The organism is Vreelandella titanicae (assembly GCF_014697095.1).
Taxonomy (GTDB): domain Bacteria; phylum Pseudomonadota; class Gammaproteobacteria; order Pseudomonadales; family Halomonadaceae; genus Vreelandella; species Vreelandella titanicae.
In genome coordinates, this window is record NZ_CP059082.1 from 4781733 (window position 1) to 4798096 (window position 16364).

At 55.9% G+C, this 16364-nt stretch carries 12 protein-coding genes; 2 read left to right on the forward strand and 10 right to left on the reverse strand.

Features of this window, described 5'->3' with window-relative positions; translation table 11 throughout:
• Positions 1-119 precede the first annotated feature (119 nt).
• The 4 genes from HZS52_RS22060 to HZS52_RS22075 all read right to left on the reverse strand — a co-directional run bounded on the left by HZS52_RS22060 (position 120) and on the right by HZS52_RS22075 (position 8277).
• Positions 120-3308: an efflux RND transporter permease subunit gene (locus HZS52_RS22060; protein ID WP_190373698.1), complete on the reverse strand. Its 3189-nt coding sequence runs from the start codon at positions 3306-3308 to the stop codon at positions 120-122.
• Positions 3308-4579 carry an efflux RND transporter periplasmic adaptor subunit gene (locus HZS52_RS22065; RefSeq protein WP_190373699.1) on the reverse strand — a complete coding sequence of 424 codons (1272 nt, stop codon included), beginning with the start codon at positions 4577-4579 and terminating at the stop codon, positions 3308-3310. Before HZS52_RS22065 ends, HZS52_RS22060 begins: the two co-directional genes overlap by 1 nt.
• A 77-nt stretch (positions 4580-4656) precedes the next feature.
• The gene (locus tag HZS52_RS22070) at positions 4657-6120 is read right to left on the reverse strand and encodes a TolC family outer membrane protein (protein WP_159176357.1); all 1464 of its coding nucleotides are present in this window, start codon (positions 6118-6120) and stop codon (positions 4657-4659) included.
• Between the two features lie 225 nt (positions 6121-6345).
• Positions 6346-8277, reverse strand: a complete 1932-nt coding sequence (locus HZS52_RS22075) for a sigma 54-interacting transcriptional regulator (protein ID WP_190373700.1) — start codon at positions 8275-8277, stop codon at positions 6346-6348.
• A 351-nt stretch (positions 8278-8628) separates the two neighbouring features.
• Between HZS52_RS22075 and HZS52_RS22080 the strand changes: the two genes are divergently transcribed.
• Positions 8629-9441 (forward strand): formate/nitrite transporter family protein, encoded by an 813-nt coding sequence (locus tag HZS52_RS22080; protein ID WP_009287282.1) that lies wholly within the window; start codon positions 8629-8631, stop codon positions 9439-9441.
• A 44-nt stretch (positions 9442-9485) separates the two neighbouring features.
• Positions 9486-9926: a cyanase gene (gene cynS / locus HZS52_RS22085; protein WP_159176356.1), complete on the forward strand. Its 441-nt coding sequence runs from the start codon at positions 9486-9488 to the stop codon at positions 9924-9926.
• Between the two features lie 18 nt (positions 9927-9944).
• On the opposite strand, the gene HZS52_RS22090 is transcribed toward cynS, so the two are convergent.
• The 6 genes from HZS52_RS22090 to HZS52_RS22115 all read right to left on the reverse strand — a co-directional run bounded on the left by HZS52_RS22090 (position 9945) and on the right by HZS52_RS22115 (position 16359).
• Positions 9945-10787, reverse strand: a complete 843-nt coding sequence (locus tag HZS52_RS22090; protein WP_190373701.1) for a fructosamine kinase family protein — start codon at positions 10785-10787, stop codon at positions 9945-9947.
• 90 nt (positions 10788-10877) lie between these two features.
• Entirely contained in the window at positions 10878-11831 is a 954-nt protein-coding gene (tal, locus tag HZS52_RS22095) for a transaldolase (protein ID WP_190373702.1), read from the reverse strand.
• 20 nt (positions 11832-11851) lie between these two features.
• Positions 11852-13339 (reverse strand): xylulokinase, encoded by a 1488-nt coding sequence (gene xylB, locus HZS52_RS22100; RefSeq protein WP_190373703.1) that lies wholly within the window; start codon positions 13337-13339, stop codon positions 11852-11854.
• A complete protein-coding gene (locus HZS52_RS22105; RefSeq protein ID WP_190373704.1) occupies positions 13339-14844 on the reverse strand; it encodes a mannitol dehydrogenase family protein in 1506 nt (501 codons plus the stop codon). Before HZS52_RS22105 ends, xylB begins: the two co-directional genes overlap by 1 nt.
• Positions 14845-14945: 101 nt before the next feature.
• Positions 14946-15566, reverse strand: coding sequence for a nucleoside/nucleotide kinase family protein (locus HZS52_RS22110; RefSeq protein ID WP_190373705.1), 621 nt, complete (start codon positions 15564-15566; stop codon positions 14946-14948).
• Positions 15567-15573: 7 nt separating this feature from the next.
• Complete coding sequence (locus HZS52_RS22115) at positions 15574-16359, reverse strand: L-iditol 2-dehydrogenase (RefSeq protein WP_190373706.1); 786 nt, start codon at positions 16357-16359, stop codon at positions 15574-15576.
• Positions 16360-16364: the final 5 nt, after the last annotated feature.

Sequence of the window (16364 nt, forward strand, 5' to 3'; positions counted from 1 at the left end):
TGGGCGCCACCTCTACCTTGATCTTAGTCAGCTAGCTTGATTATCGCGACCGCAATAAAAAGCGGGTGCCATCCGAAGATAGCACCCGCCTGTTCTTGATGGTGGTTAATCGCTAAAGACTAGGCTTTGTCATGCTCAAGTGCCGACTGTGAGCTATCATGCCTATTCCCTTTCATCTTGCGACCTAGCCAATCAGAAACGGTTGCAATCATGGCGTAGAAGCTGGGAATAAACAGGCTGCCCAAAGTGGCAACTGAGAACATACCCATGGCGACCGTGGTACCAATGTGATGACTGCTCACATCGCTGGCACCGGTCGCCAATGCGAGCGGTAAGGTACCAAAGATAAATGCCAGGGAGGTCATCACGATGGGGCGAAAGCGCAGCTCTGCTGCTGTAATCGCCGCTTCACGGATTGATTTTCCCTGCTCCTTACGCTGCAGTTCGGCGAATTCGACAATCAGGATGGCATTCTTCGCCGCAAGCCCGACCACCACCAACATGCCGATCTGCACATACACACTGGTGTCCAGCCCGCGCAACGCGATACCCCCAATACCCCCCAGGAAAGCAAAAGGCGTTGCAGTCAATACCGCTAGCGGTAAAGACCAACTCTCATACTGAGCCGCCAGGATCAGGAAGACCATCAATAGGCCGAAGACAATCGCTAGCGTCGCGGCGCTGCCCATATTGGACTCTTGGTATGCGGTACCCGTCCAGCCCATGCCCCAGTTGCTGCCCAGCGCTTCCTCCACGACTTCGTTCATTGCTTCGATCGCCTGAGCTGAGCTATAACCAGCAGCTGGCTCACCCTGGAACATTGCACCGGCATAAACGCCGAAACGGGACACTACCGACGGACCGGTTTGGCGCTCAAGCTCGACAAATTCAGAGAGCGGAATACGTTCGCCATTTCCGCCACGCACGTAAACGCTGCTGACGTCTTCCGGCGTCTTCCGGAATTCATCTTCGTTTTGTAGATAGACCTGAAAATTACGGTTTTGATAGCTAAAGTAGTTCACAAAGCCGTTACCAAAGGTATTACCCAGAGCCGAGTTAATGTTCTCCAGCGCCACGCCGTAACTTAATGCTTTTTGCTGATCAATGTTGGCACGATAAGACGGGACATTAACGTTGAACGTTGTAAATACCCGGTTCAAGGCAGGATGCTGGTTAGCTTTCTGCATGATTTGCAGCGATGCTTCATACAGCTCACGTGCCGATGCACCATCAAAGGACTGCAAGTAGCCGGTAAAACCGCCAGTGGTCGAAAGCCCCATGATAGGTGGCAAGTTAAAGGCCATCGCGGAACCACCATCAATACTTGCGCCCAACCCCATAATGCGCCCTACAAGTTCTGTGGCAGTCAAATCACGCTCAGACCAAGGGCTTAGATTGATAAACATTACCCCCCGAGCGGTATTCACGGAACTCGACAAAATGTCATAGCCCGCCACCGCGGAGGAGTATTCCACACCGGGAATATCTTCAATCGCTGCACTGAGTTTTGACATATAGCGCTGGGTGCGATCCAGCGACGCGGCGTCAGGAAGCGACACGCTGACCAGCACAACCCCCTGGTCGGTTTCCGGCACCAGCGTTGAAGGCGTATTGGCGTAGAGCCAGTAGGAACCAACCCCTGTCGCTACCGTGAGCGCTAATGCTAACACCCAAAACCGCACCAAGCCTTTTACGACCCACATATAGGCAGCGGTGATTCCCGCAAACAGTCGGTCAAACAGGCGTAGCGGTGTATTTAGGGCGCGCTTGAATTTGGACTGCCCGGCACCGGCGATTTTGTGCTTGATAAAAATCGCTGACAGAGCAGGGGTAAAGGTTAGCGCCATTAACGCCGAAATGGCCACCGAGATCGCCACGGTAATTGCAAACTGCTGGTAAATCTGCCCGGTAAAGCCGCCCAGGAAAGCCACAGGTACAAACACGGCCGCCATGATCAATGAGGTCGCAATCACCGGCCCGCCGACTTCTTTCATCGCCCGAATAGTCGCGTCGCGTACACTGATATCGTCCTCTTCACTCAGCACGCGCTCGACGTTTTCCACTACAAGAATGGCATCATCGACCACTATCCCTATCGATAGCACCAAGGCAAATAGCGTCAGCAAGTTGATCGAAAAACCAAACATGTAGAAGCCTGCAAAGGTGCCCACGACCGCAACCGGCACCACCGACATGGCAATCACAGTGAAACGCCAGTTCTGCAGGAAAATAAACAGAATGACGATAACGATCAGAAAGGCTTCAATAAAGGTGTGGAGCACCGTTTCCACGGAGGCATCAATAAACAGGGTCGTATCATAAGGGGCAACATATTCAAGCCCGGGCGGGAAGCGACCGGCCAGTTCCTCCATAGTCTCCCGCACGCCCTGAGCAGTTTCCAGCGCGTTTGCACCTGGCTGCTGGTTAATAATAATCGGTGTCATGGTTGAGCCGTTCAAACGCGCATCAACCCCGTAAAAAGATGCCCCAAGCTCAATGCGCGCGACGTCTTCCAAGTGTAGCGAAGAGCCGTCGCTATTGGTACGCAGGTAAATATTACGGAAGTCGTCGACATTATTAAGACGGCCGCCAGCGGTAATCGTATAGGTGTACGCACGCGGCTCACTTTGCGGCGTCGATGCCAAATTGCCCGCAGGCACTTCAGTATTTTGTGCCCTAATCGCGCTGGCCACTTCACTGGGCGTCAGGTCGTACTGGGCCAACTTATCCGGATCCATCCAGATACGCATGGCAAACTCGCCGCCGCCCAACACCTCGGCATTACCCACACCCGGCACCTGGCGCAGTTCATCAAGCACGTTAAGGGTGGCGTAGTTCTGCATATAGATGTTGTCGTAGTCGCCATCAGGCGAGGTCAACGCGATAAACATCAAAATCGAGTCAGAGCGCAGCTCTACGGTGACACCTTGTGACTGCACGGCCTCAGGTAACTGCGAAAGCGCTCCCTGAACCCGGTTGTTGACGTTGATGGTGTTAATGTCACCGTCGGTGCCGATGTCAAACGCCACGCTCAAGCTCATGAGGCCGTTATCGGCGCTGTTGGAGGTCATATAAAGCATGTTCTCAACGCCGTTAATGGCTTCGGCGATGGGAGCCGCCACCGTTTGCGCAACGGTTTCAGCGTCCGCCCCAGGGAACTGCGCTTGCACCGATACCGTCGGCGGCACCACGCTGGGGTACTGCTCAATCGGTAGAATACGCATGGACATCACGCCCACCAACGTCACGATAATCGCCAATACCGTGGCAAATATCGGGCGGCTGATGAAGAAGTTAGAGAAGTTCATTATTGCGCACCCTCTTCCCCTTCAGCGGGCTGACCATCGGCTGCCCCCTCTTCCATTGTCTCTGCTGCTTCAGACTGCTGTTGGGCCTCTTCTTGCTCCACATCTTCAACGATGTCCTCAGCGTTACCAGCAAACGGCTGAGGATCAATCACCATACCCGGCTCTAAACCAGCGGGGTCGCCGACCACAACACGATCTCCCGGCTCAAGCCCCTCACGAATCAACTGCCATGGGCCAGCCACTTCGCCCAATGAAACAGTCCTTTCACGGGCTTTGTCCTCGTCATCTAGGACAAACACTTGCGGGCCCATTAGCCCTTGGGTAACGGCAATTTCCGGGACTGCCATCACATCAAAACGCTTCAGGCCCTCGATGCGTACACGTACAAATTGGCCGGGCAGTACGGTCGCCTCAGGATTTTCGAAGGTTGCGGATGCCTGCACGGTACTGGTGCCGCTATCGACTCGTGATCCCAGGAAGTCCAAATGCCCTTCTAATTCGGAATCGCTGCCGCCACTCACGCCAGGAATGCTCAACCGCGCACGAATATCCGACGTATCACCGCCGTCACTCAACTGACGACGCAGCTCAAAGGCATCCCGCTGAGGCAGTTGGAAACGAACTTCCAGCGGATCCAGCGGGGTGATCGTAGCCAGTTTTGTACCCGAGGTCACCAAATTGCCCACGTTAACTTGGCTCAAGCCGATCATGCCTGAGACAGGAGCCGTCACCTGGGAATAGCCTAAATCCAGGTTGGCACTGGTCAAGGCGGCTTCTGCTTGGGCGACGCTCGCCTGGGCTACTCGTTGGTCGGCCAACGCCTGATCATACTGCTGGCGACTCACCGAGTTTTGGCTTAATAACTGCTCGAAACGCTGGGCATCACGCTGGGCGCGGGCAAGCTCGGCACGAGCGCTCTGTAAATCGGCTTCACGCTGATTGACCGTGGCCTGGTAAAGATCGGGCTCGATGGTGTAAAGACGATCTCCTTCCTCCACCAACTGGCCGGGTTCAAAGTGACGCTCCTCCAGAAACCCATTGACACGGGCAACCAATGTGACTTCATCATCACTGCGTAGCAGCGAGGGGTACGACTTATCCAACGGTATATCCTGACGCGCCATTTCGGCCACTTCGACCTTATGGGGAGGTGCCTCTTGCTGGGCACCCTGTTGAGGTGCCTCGGCTTGTTCTTGACCGCAGGCTGAAAGTGCCAGCGCAGCTACCAGCGTCACCAGACTCGCTCGGCGTGAGTGAATCAACTTCTTCATACGTTAAGTTCCCATATATCTTTTTTAAGGTGACCAATAGCACGTGCGCACCTGAATCACTTCCAACCGACAAACAATTACATGCCAGGCTGGGGCGGTGCACCGATGTTGAGCGCAGACTCATAGCGGTCGTTGCCACCGCTCTCTGGCAAGGTGAAATTCACCTCATCGCCGGTTAACCATGCATTGACTTCTTCAATGGCGTCCACGTCCAGGCGCCCGGCCTGCTGACGAAGCGTGAGCAAATTCACTACGTAGTCGTAGCGAGCCTCGGCGTAGTTGGCGATGGCGTTATACAAATTCTGCTCAGCGTTCAAAACATCCACGATGTTACGGGTGCCAACCTCGTAGCCAGCGCGGGTTGCTTCCAGCGCGCTGCGGTTAGAGACGATCGCCTGCTCACGGGCCTCGATGGTTTCCACATCGTTGCTGACTTGGGTATACAGCGAGCGCACCTGCTGGATCGACGAACGACGCTGGGACTCGAAATCATACTGGCTGCTTTCAAGTTGATAAGTCCCCTGGCGGATGCTGGCGCTGGTACTGCCGCCGGTGTAGATGGGTAAATTAGCGCGTATGCCCACCTGGCTAGAGGAGTCATTCCCGGTGGTGTTATCAATATCACTGTCGCCATACTGATAGTTGCCAAAAGCTGAAAGGGTGGGCAATCGTCCCGCGCGGGCAATTTCCACACCGCTGCGTGATACTTCAATCCCCGCCTGTTGCGCCAATACCTGAGGATTGCGCTCAATGGCTTGCTCTACCCAGTAGTCCCGGTTGCTGGGTTCAGGGAGGGCGACTGGCATACTGTCGCCCAACGCTTCAATACTGGCGTAGCGCTGGCCGGTCAGCTGCTCCAGTGCCTCAAATGCCACCTGCAGGTTGCTCTCTGCGGCAATGCGATCAGCACGGGACTGGTCAAAGGTAGCCCGGGCCTCTTCGACTTCGGTAATCGCAATCAAACCGACCTCAAACTGCTCACCGGCCTGTTCAAGCTGACGGCCAATGGCTCGCTCTTGGGCAAAACGCGCTTCGAGTACTTCATAAGCCCGCAAAATATCAAAATAGGCGCTGGCCACGTCAATTAATAGCTGCTGTTCGGTAGCTGCCAGCAGGTATACCTGCTGGTCAATCTGCCGCTCGGCCTGAGTGACTTGGCGGCGCGTGACCTCATCATAAAGCGCTTGGGTGGCTTCAAGGGTGAGCGCTACGGTGTTGTAACGGTCATCACCGGCGCTCACATTACCCGTTCCAGCCCCTGTTCCCGCTCGGGATGAACCCTGGCTTTCATACTGCTCGTTGTGCGCCACGGTGCCCGAGGCGTTAATTTGGGGGAGTAACCCACCGCGGGCAACGTCTCTGCCTGCTTCAACACCCAAATACTCCGAGCGCGCCGAAGCAAGCTCAGCGTTGTTGTCTAACGCATCACGGGTAATCGTGATGAGATCAGCAGCTTGAGCAGGCAATACAAAAGAAGCGGTGAATACCGCTAACAGTAGGGGTCGTAAAGGGGCATTGACTGCCCAGTGTGCCAGTCGCATGGGATTGCCTCTAGGTATCAGCGTCAGATGGTAAACGCGCTTAGTCTCTCAGCCTGCTTGTCCTGCAGAAAATTAAGCCACTCGCACGTTAAGACATTCAGAAAGATGAGCATTATAGTTACATTCATGTATGTATGCTAGCCTTGAACAATCTATAAATATGTGTGCAGCCTGTTGTCAAGTCGCATCCAACTTACCTTAGTCCAAAGCATGGTGGTTTGGCGATTAATGCGGCGCTCTTTTACGAAATCCCCGCGCATCGATACCCCATTTAGTTAGCCGCGAGGTCAGCGTAGTGGGTTTAATACCAAGCAGTTCTGCCGCCCCCCCGGCCCCAGAAATTTTACCTCTCGCCTGTTCCAGAGCGGCAATCGTGCTCGCCCGCCGACGTTGGCTCAGCGCCTGCTCAGTCAGCAGCGTTGCTTTACTTTGCTCTCCGCTGGTGTGGAGCAACGTCGGCATTGGTTGAGCACGGCCCATCGAGCGCGACGGCTCTCCCGACAGCAGGTCATCAAACATTAAGCGTCGATCCTGGGTCACGATGACTTGGCGCTCGATGATGTTTTCCAGTTCACGAATGTTGCCTGGCCATGGGTAGCACTGCAGAATCTCCAACTGGGCGGGGGGAATGCGCACTCCCGGCTTATTAAATTTCAGGCAGGCACGCTGTAAAAAGTGCCGCGCCAATAGCGGCACATCCTCAATCCGCTTGCGCAGCGGTACCGAGTCAATAGGAAACACATTGAGTCGAAAATAGAGGTCTTCGCGAAAGTGGCCCGTATCGATCATGTCGCGCAGTTCGCGATTGGTGGCGGCAATCACCCGCACATCCACTTCGCGGGTACGGTTATCGCCTACGCGCTCAAACTGCTGATCCTGTAGCACCCGCAACAGCTTACTCTGCAGCTCCAGGGGGATTTCACCGACTTCATCCAAAAATAACGTGCCGCCGTGGGCAAGCTCAAAACGCCCTGGGCGATCCTGCACCGCGCCGGTAAAGGCCCCTTTTACATGGCCAAAAAACTCACTCTCAAACAGATCACGGGGAATAGCCGCACAGTTCACGCGGATCAGCGGTCGATCACTGCGCGTACTCCCCGCATGGATGGCGCGGGCAATCAGCTCTTTACCGGTGCCCGACTCGCCGCTAATCAACACGTTGGCGCTGGTGGGCGCAACCAGCTCAATCTGCTGAATCAGCTTGGCCACTGCCGGACTATTGCCGACAATATCGCGATGGTTTAGCTCCGCTTTTATCTCTTCCTGGAGGTACTCATTTTCCAGTTCGAGGCGCTGCTTGAGTGACTCCACCTCAGCAAGGGCATCGCGCAACTGCTGCTCAGCACGCTTGCGCTCACGAATATCACGAAACAGCACCACCGCCCCGACCAAACGCCCCATTTCAAAAATCGGTGTACTCGTGTACTCAACGGGAATTGCCTCACCATTTTTGTGCCAGAACACCTCGTTATCGACATGATGCACCTGACCATCGCTAAACGAGGCGTGAATAGGGCACTGCTGCACCGGGAAGTGACTGCCATCGGCGTGGGTGTGGTGGAACATCAGGTGAGCGTCGTGGCCCACCATATCCTCGGTACTCCAGCCCAGAATTCGCTCGGCGGCAGGATTAACGAAGGTTGTTTTGCCTTCGGCATCCAGACCGTAAATCCCCTCGCCCGCTGCGCCAAGAATCAGTTGGTTCTGCTTTTCAATCCGCTCGAATACCTGCTCGACCCGCTGCCAACCCACCTCACCCTGGCGGTGCTGGCGGCCTAATTCCGCTTTTGCTCGCCGCTGCTCAGCTTTATTGCGGTCTATAAGCGTCAGCAACAGCTGTGAAGAGTCGTCGATAAGCTGAGCATAAACCTCAACTCGATACGGCTGGCGCAGCATATCTAACATCACCAGGTCATCCGACCAGGCCGCTTTGTGTGTTAGCGCTTCATCGGTGAAGCTCACCCATAGTGACAGCGAAGCACCCAAGCGATGGCTAAACGGTGCCTCCAAAGGCATTGCTTCATCAATATTGAGCAGCGCGCAAGCGGCATAATTCGCAGCGAGCAGTTGGTCGGCAAACGGATCGACCAAAATCATCGCCAGAGGCGAAAAGCCACCCATCAACGCAAAAGCGTGATGACGTTCAGGCTCATCCATTAGTGTCGGTCTCAAATGAGTTGTCCCATCACCATTCAATTACCGCGCCAGTTACGACATTTCGTCACTAAAACAACGAAATATCGTAGTTTACGATATTTCGTAACACCTTAAACGCTCCAAAAACATCCTCTAAAAAATAAATTAATCCATTCAAAACAAAATATTAGAAATCATATGCGCGAGTTGGCACACAAATAGCACTGGATGGGTGGATAGTGCGATAGCGCCACACGCTTAATCTCTTTTGCACCAGGACGGCGCAGCCATCGGTTTTATTGCTCCTATCAGGAAACACTAAAACTCTTGGGTTAGGCGTTAATTAACCGAAATGACACAGGAGACATATTTATGTCTTATCTAATGCCCAGTGAATTTGTCACCAAGTTGGTGGATCAGGGTGAGTCAAAAGTCTATATGGGCACCCGGGATACGCTTATCCGCGCCTTTATGGCAGGAGCGACTCTGGCGTTGGCGGTTATTTTTGCCATCACCATCGCGACGCAAACAGGCCACTTTTTGATTGGGGCACTACTCTTCCCCGTGGGCTTTGTGATGCTCTACCTGATGGGCTATGACCTGCTCACCGGGGTTTTTATGCTGGTGCCAATTGCATGGCTCGACAAAAGACCCGGAGTGACACTGCCGCGCATGCTGAAGTGCTGGGCTCTGGTAGGGCTTGGCAACCTTGGGGGCGCCCTATTTATCGCCACCTTCGGCTACCTGAATTTCACCATGGGCGGCACAGAGGAGATCAACGCTGTCGGCCAAACGATGATGGCCGTTGGTGAAAGCCGCACGGTGGGTTATCAGGAGGCGGGGCTTGCCGGTTGGATTGTGCTTTTTCTGAGAGGCATGTTCTGCAACTGGATGGTATCCATGGGCGTGGTGGGCGCGGCCATTTCCACAACGGTTTCCGGCAAAATCATGGCCATGTGGATGCCGATTATTGTCTTCTTCTACCTTGGTTTTGAGCACTCAGTGGTCAACATGTTTCTGTTCCCAATTGGCCTCATGCTGGGCGCTGACTTCACGCTGTATCAATACATTATGTGGAACGAAATCCCCACGGTACTGGGTAACCTGGTAGGCGGCCTAACCCTGGTTGGCTTGGTTCTCTATACCACCCACGTGCGTACTCAGCCCAAAAAGGTGCTGTCTTGATCACAGCCTAATAGGCCAAAGCCCCCTTTATAGGAGAAACCCTAATGGATAAACTCGAAATGCGTCACACCCTGCTCGCCGCCAAAGCGCGTAAAAAAATGAGCTGGGAAGATATTGGCAAAGCGGTCGGCATGTCGCCGGTATGGGTGGCTTCCGCCTGCTACGGCATGAACAGCGCCAGCCAAGAGGTTGCCGCTAAGCTGTGTGACACCCTTGGCGTGGAGCGCGATGCGGCAGAGGCTTTAGTGGCCTTTCCCACTAAAGCCTGGGATGAAGCAATCCCCCAGGATCCATTTATCTACCGCCTCTATGAAGTCGTCGGTGTGTACGGTGAGACCCTAAAAGACGTGGTGCAGGAGAAATTTGGCGACGGCATTATGAGCGCCATCGATTTCACCATGGAGGTCGACAAAATCGAAGACCCCAAAGGCGACCGGGTACTATTAACTTTGAATGGTAAGTTTTTGCCCTATAAATCTTGGTAAAACGTAAGTCCTGGTAAGTCAGGCGAAGGACTCAAGCCTCGCCACGCAGCGTTCAACCGCAGAACGATAGCCGGCACCGAACAGCACCAGATGATTCAACAGTGGGTAAAGCTGAAACAGAGCTTCACGCCTCGGCCAACTGGTCGGGGCGTCGCCGTTCCAGTAGGCGTCAAAAAATGCCTCTCCCGGCGAGCCAAATAGCGTCAGCATCGCCACGTCCACTTCCGGGTAGTGGCGATACACTGCCGGATCGATGATCGCCGGCCCTTTTGTAGTGAAGAGTACATTCCCTGACCACAAATCACCATGCAGCAAGCTGGGCGGTGCATCGGGCAGCCAGCGCTCCAAATCGTGGGCCAAGCGTTCGATACGGCCACGCAGCTCGCTGTCCAATAGCCCACGCTGGTGGCATGCCTCACACAGAGGGAGCAAGCGGCGCTCGCGCTGGAAAGCTCGACCGTCGCTGAGCGGGGCATTCGGCTGGGGTGTGCGCCCACAAGCGTTATCCTGATGCCAGCCGTGGGCATCGCCAATCACGCTGTGCAAACCGCGCAGCCCTTCACCAAGCGCTGCTTCGCTCTTCTGCCCAGCGGGCACGGTGTCCAATGACTCCATGATCAGCCAGCCTTCTGCCAAACCTAACACCTCTGGCACTACCAGCGATGAACAGGCGCCACGCAACGCACGCAGCCCTTCGGCTTCGCCACGCAGCCGCGCCGTATCGTCGTGTTTAATCACCACCTGCCCCTGACGGGTCTCCAGGCGGTATACAGCAGCAATGTCACCCCCACTGAGCGACTGCAAATCGCCAGCGGGGGTTAATTCGATAGATTCCAACAGTTGGCTCAGGGTGGCATCCATAAGGCTTTCTCCCTGTACCCGAATGTATAACGGCGTCGGGGTTAGGGGCCCCTAACCCCGACGCGCTTAAGCTATGGGCTAGCTTATATTTCAGCCTAACCGCTTATCGATCAGGCTCTCTAACTCAAGCTGGTCGTCGTGGAAGCGGCGGATGCCATCGGCCAGCTTGTCGTTGGCCATGGCATCTTGATTGTGGCCCCAGCGGAAAGCGGCTTCGTTCAATGGCTCGGTAGGCTTGCCACTGCCTTCACCCGCTTGAATTTGCGCAGCAACGCTGCCTTCGGTGGCATCCAGCTCTTCCAGTAATGCAGGCGAAATGGTCAGCCGTGGGCAGCCTGCCAATGCAAGTACCTGCCCGGTATTACGGAAGCTTGCGCCCATTACCACGGTGTCGTAGCCGCCCTGGTTGGCACGCTGGCAAACGCCTTGCACGAACTGAACGCCCGGGTCGTTTTCCGACGTGTAGTCGTTGCCGGTCTCTTTTTTGTACCAATCGGTCACGCGGCCTACGAAGGGTGAAATCAGAAACACCCCGGCATCAAAACAGGCCTGGGCCTGGGCATCGCTGAACAGCAGCGTCAGGTTGCACTGAATACCTTCGCGTTCAAGCACCTCGGCGGCGCGAATGCCTTCCCAGGTAGACGCCAGCTTGATTAGCACGCGGTCACGTGACACGCCACGGGCATCGTACAGCTCGATTAACTCGTGGGCCTTGGCAATGCTGGCCTGGGTATCAAAAGACAAACGGGCCGCCACTTCGGTGGAAACACGCCCCGGTACAACGGCGGAAATTTCACTGCCCATGGCCACCGCCAAGCGGTCAACGGCATGCTTGACCTGCTCTTCACGGCTGCCAACCGAGGCTTTTACATTGCTCAGCTCTTCGTCGATCAGCGCTTGATAACCGGACAGACTAAACGCCTTGAGCAGCAGTGACGGGTTAGTGGTGGCATCCTGCGGCTGATAGCGGCGAATAGCCTCAAGATCACCGGTGTCGGCGACGACAAGCGAATGTTGCTTTAACTGTTGCAGCTGGCTAGTCATAAAATCTCCTTGGTATGCGTTTAAGCGCCGCCATGGCGTTGTTCAAGTGCTGCGCAGTAGCGCATATAAATCGGTTGGTACGCGGCCACTCGCTCAGGATGGGGGTCAGCAAGTGACTGCGCATCCAAGTGGACTAATCTTTCACACAGCGTTTCCAGGGTTACGCCCTCTGAGCGCTGGTCGCACCAGGCCGCCTGTATTGCGGCACCAAGCGCGGCCGCATCGGTAATCTCAGGACAAATCACCTGGGTACCGGTAATGTCCGCGACCATCTGGCGCCAAACGGGGCTGTTAGCGCCGCCACCGATCAAACGAATCTGGCTGGCGCCGGCGGTTAAATCACCCAACAATTCCAGCCCATAGCGTAGCCCGAAAGTGGCCCCCTCCACCACGGCCCGACACAAATTAGCCTGGGTGGTATTCAGACTGGTCAGGCCAAGAAAGTCCGCGGAGGCGTCGGGCAGCATCGGCACTCGCTCACCGTTGAAAAACGGCAATACGGTAACGCCCTCGGCGCCTATCGGCGCGCTGGCTACTTTTTCGCCAAAGGCTGCCAGATCCAAGCCAAACAGTTCGCGCACCCGCGTGGTGGCCGAAGTAACATTCATCGTGCAGATCAGCGGCAGCCAGCCACCGGTGCTGGAACAGAAGTTGGCGACCATGGCGTTATCGCATTCAACAGGGTTAGCCGAGTAAGCGCAAACGGTGCCGGAGGTGCCCAAACTCAGCGTGATCAGCCCTGGAGTAATATTGCCGGTGCCAATGGCGCCCAACATATTGTCACCGCCGCCGGAGGAGACGACAACCTGGTCGCCAAGCCCAAGCTCGCGGGCCACGGCCGGGCGTACAAAGCCTACCGGTTCATGGGCTTCCAGCACCCGGGGCAATACCCGCGCCGGGTCTAATTCTGGGGCCATCTCGGCAAAAACATCCAGCTGCCAGCAACGCTTACGGGTATCGAAGTAGCCAGTACCGGAGGCGTCGCCCGCCTCAGTGACCCGTTCGCCGGTGAGCCAGAAATTAAGGTAGTCGTGGGGCAGCAGCAGGCTCTCGATGCGCCGATACGCATCAGGATGATGCTCGCGCAGCCAAACGATTTTAGACGCGGTATAGCCGGTTTGTAGTACCAGCCCCAGCTTCTCCAAACAGCCCGGCTCGCCGCCCAGGCGGATAACTAAATCGGCATTCTGGGCGCTGGTCTCAGTATCGCACCACAGCTTGGCGGGATAGACCGGCACGCCTTCGCCATTGAGCGCGACCATGCCGTGCTGTTGGCCTGAGACACCAATGCCGCGCACTTGGCTAGCCGATACAGCGGCTTTATCCAACGCGGCAAAAAACGCCGCTTTCAAGGCAGCTAACCACTCCGCAGGCGCCTGCTCCCGGCGGCCATTTTCGCCCTCTTCCAAGCGGTGAGGACGGCTTGCTTCAGCGAGAATCTTGCCTCGCTCAACGTCTACCACCACTACTTTGGTACTTTGGGTACCGCAATCTACCCCGATATACATCACACTGTTCCTTTGGACGACGCCAGACCCTCTAGCGTAGCGCGTGCGCCACGTTCGTGCAGCGAACTAAGGGCCGCTAAATAGGCTTCAACAAAGCGAGTGCTGTCGATTAAGTCACCAAACAGCTCGCGGTTTTCGATAAAGGCCGTTGGCCGTTGGCGGTTCTCGGCAGCAATCGCCATTAACGGCGCTTTCAAGCGATCGACGATCTCAATGGACTGGCCCTGCTCGTCGACCCCTTCAGCGTAGCGCGCCCAGCTGGCCACCACGGCGGCGCTGCGCTCTATTTCACCACCCTGGGCCAACTGTTGGCGAATCACCGGCACTAACCATTTAGGAATGCGGTCAGAGCTCTCGGCGCAAAGCCGTGCCAGGGTATCTTTGATTTGCGGGTTGGCGAAGCGCTCAATCAGCGTTAATCGGTAGGTTTCCAAATCAACCCCCGGTACCGGCGCCAAGGTCGGCGTGCCCTCTTCACGCATATAGCCCAGTAAAAAATCAACGAATAGCGGATCTTGGCACACCTCATGGGCGTAGCGGTATCCGGCTAAATAGCCAAAGTAGGTCAATGCCTGGTGACTGGCGTTGAGCAGGCGCAGTTTCATCAGTTCGTAGGGTTCGACATCTTCCACGACTTGGACACCCACTTTATCAAACGCCGGACGCCCAAGGGGGAAGTGATCTTCCAACACCCACTGGGTGAAGGGTTCGCAGACCACCGGCCAGGCGTCCTCTACCCCAAAGCGCTGACTCAGTTCATCAATATCCGTGGGCGACGTCACCGGGGTAATACGATCCACCATGGCGTTGGGGAACGCCACTTCGCTTGCAACCCAGGCGCCTAACTCGGCGTCCCGCGCCTGGGCATAGGCGCCAAACATACGCTTGGCCACGTCGCCGTTGCCTTGAATATTATCGCAAGACATCACGGTAAATGGCGGGATACCCCGCGTACGCCGGCGGGCGAGCGCTTCCACCACCAGCCCGAAGCTGGTGGTGGGCTGGGTGGGGTTAGCAAGATCGGCGCGTACCTGGGGGTTATCGAGGTCGAATTCGCCGCTCACCGGGTGAAAATTGTAACCGCCTTCGGTCACCGTCAATGACACAATGCGAATCGCCGGATCGGCCATCTGCTCGATAACTGCCTCGGTGTCTTCCGGTGCAAACAGGTAATTCACCATACTACCAATGACCCGCGGCTCATACTGGCCATCGGGGTGTTTGACCACCAGGGTATAGAGATAGTCCTGCGCTGCCAGCGCCTGCTGCATGCGTTTGTCGCCAGGCATCACGCCTACGCCAACAATCCCCCAATCCAGCGCCTCGCCCTGGTTCATCAATGCATCCAGATACATCGCTTGGTGGGCGCGGTGAAAGCCGCCTACCCCAATATGTACGATGCCGGGGGTGAGCGTCTTGCGGTCATATTGAGGTTTGGCAACGTAATTAGATTTGGCAACATCGTCGGTTAGCTTGCCCAGGTTGTGATTGTTAAGTCGGGTCATGAGACTCTCCAGCCAAGGCCTTCTTGGCGCGATGGGGTGAATAAAGGCAGGTAACAAGTGACGCTATCAATGGGTTAACACAAAGGGGCTAACACAAAGTATTAGCGCCAGCGCTGGTCAGGCGGCAAACAGCAACTCTTCACTAATTGAGCGTTAAGCATGTCTTTGTGGTGGGTGCGCTCCAGCGCACCGGTGCGATCCTGGCCCATCTCAAGCCAGCGATTGATCAGTCGATCAATCAGCAGGACATCATCGACGTCTAAAAATAGCGTCCAATCGAACAGCGGTCGCAGTTCGCGCCAGGGGGAGCGGTCAAGCAGCAGGTAGTTGCCCTCGACAATGACGATGCGCTGTTCAAGGGTGATCAGTCGTCCACCGGCGCGGGCTAGATCCAACGGGCGGTCAAAAACCGGTACAGCTACCGGATGAACCCCTTGGCGGATACGCTCGAGGTCGCAGCGCAACCCCTCTACATCGAAGGTATGGGGCGCCCCTTTTACCGGCACCTGCTCTTCACCCAGCACGGCGTTATCGAAGTGGTAGCCATCCATGGGCACTAGCCCAGCTTGGCCCGGCAGGTGCTGATTAATGGCATCGCAGAGCTGGACGCTGCGATACGATTTCCCCGCCCCCGGCGGCCCTGCCAGCGCGACCAGATAGCGTGAGGCGCCTTCGGCGGCGCGAATAATCTGATGGGCTAAAGTATCAAGATCAGGGGTCATGGCCACCTCAGCTCATCCAGTTGCCGCCATCGACATTGAGTGTCTGGGCAACAACGTAATCACTGTCTTGGCTGGCCAAAAACAGCGCCGCACCGGTGTGGTCTTCGGGAAGCCCCATACGCCCAAACGGCACCGCCTCGCCCACCAAGCGCTTCTTCTCACCGAGCGGGCGGTTTTCAAAACGGGCAAACAGCGCGTCGACCTCTTCCCACATCGGCGTATCCACCACGCCCGGGGCGATGCCGTTGACGTTGATGCGGTGTTTGATGAGATCCAAACCACTGGATTGGGTAAGGCTGATGACAGCCGCTTTGCTGGCGCAGTAAACGCTTACCAGGGCTTCACCGCGGCGACCTGCCTGGGAGGCCAGATTGATAATTTTGCCCCCCTGACCACGGGCCACCATCGAACGGGCAACCGCCTGCAGGGTAAAAAACATACCTTTGGTATTGACCGCAAACTGCTTATCAAAGCTTTCCTCGGTCACCTCAAGCACCGGCGCCATATCAAAGATGGCAGCGTTGTTGACCAAAATATCGATACCACTGAAGCGCTCTATTACCGTTTTGACCATGGCGTCAATCGATGTCTGATCGCAGACGTTCAGCTCAACCCCCATCACTTTTTCGGCAGGCGCCTGCTGCTCCAGCGTCGCTAAAGCATCATCGATAGCGGCCCGATCAATATCGGCCACTACCACGCTGGCGCCTTCGCTTAAATAACGCTGAGCAATAGCCAAGCCGATACCCCGCGCGCCGCCGGTAATCACCGCGATTTTGTTGTTTAGTTTCATCGTCA

Excerpts from the sequence above, each read along its gene's own strand:
- HZS52_RS22060 (WP_190373698.1), bottom strand. The coding sequence starts at position 3,308 with ATGAACTTCTCTAACTTCTTCATCAGCCGCCCGATATTTGCCACGGTA.
- HZS52_RS22065 (WP_190373699.1), bottom strand. The coding sequence starts at position 4,579 with ATGAAGAAGTTGATTCACTCACGCCGAGCGAGTCTGGTGACGCTGGTA.
- HZS52_RS22070 (WP_159176357.1), bottom strand. The coding sequence starts at position 6,120 with ATGCGACTGGCACACTGGGCAGTCAATGCCCCTTTACGACCCCTACTG.
- HZS52_RS22075 (WP_190373700.1), bottom strand. The coding sequence starts at position 8,277 with ATGGATGAGCCTGAACGTCATCACGCTTTTGCGTTGATGGGTGGCTTT.
- HZS52_RS22080 (WP_009287282.1), top strand. The coding sequence starts at position 8,629 with ATGTCTTATCTAATGCCCAGTGAATTTGTCACCAAGTTGGTGGATCAG.
- cynS (WP_159176356.1), top strand. The coding sequence starts at position 9,486 with ATGGATAAACTCGAAATGCGTCACACCCTGCTCGCCGCCAAAGCGCGT.
- HZS52_RS22090 (WP_190373701.1), bottom strand. The coding sequence starts at position 10,787 with ATGGATGCCACCCTGAGCCAACTGTTGGAATCTATCGAATTAACCCCC.
- tal (WP_190373702.1), bottom strand. The coding sequence starts at position 11,831 with ATGACTAGCCAGCTGCAACAGTTAAAGCAACATTCGCTTGTCGTCGCC.
- xylB (WP_190373703.1), bottom strand. The coding sequence starts at position 13,339 with ATGTATATCGGGGTAGATTGCGGTACCCAAAGTACCAAAGTAGTGGTG.
- HZS52_RS22105 (WP_190373704.1), bottom strand. The coding sequence starts at position 14,844 with ATGACCCGACTTAACAATCACAACCTGGGCAAGCTAACCGACGATGTT.
- HZS52_RS22110 (WP_190373705.1), bottom strand. The coding sequence starts at position 15,566 with ATGACCCCTGATCTTGATACTTTAGCCCATCAGATTATTCGCGCCGCC.
- HZS52_RS22115 (WP_190373706.1), bottom strand. The coding sequence starts at position 16,359 with ATGAAACTAAACAACAAAATCGCGGTGATTACCGGCGGCGCGCGGGGT.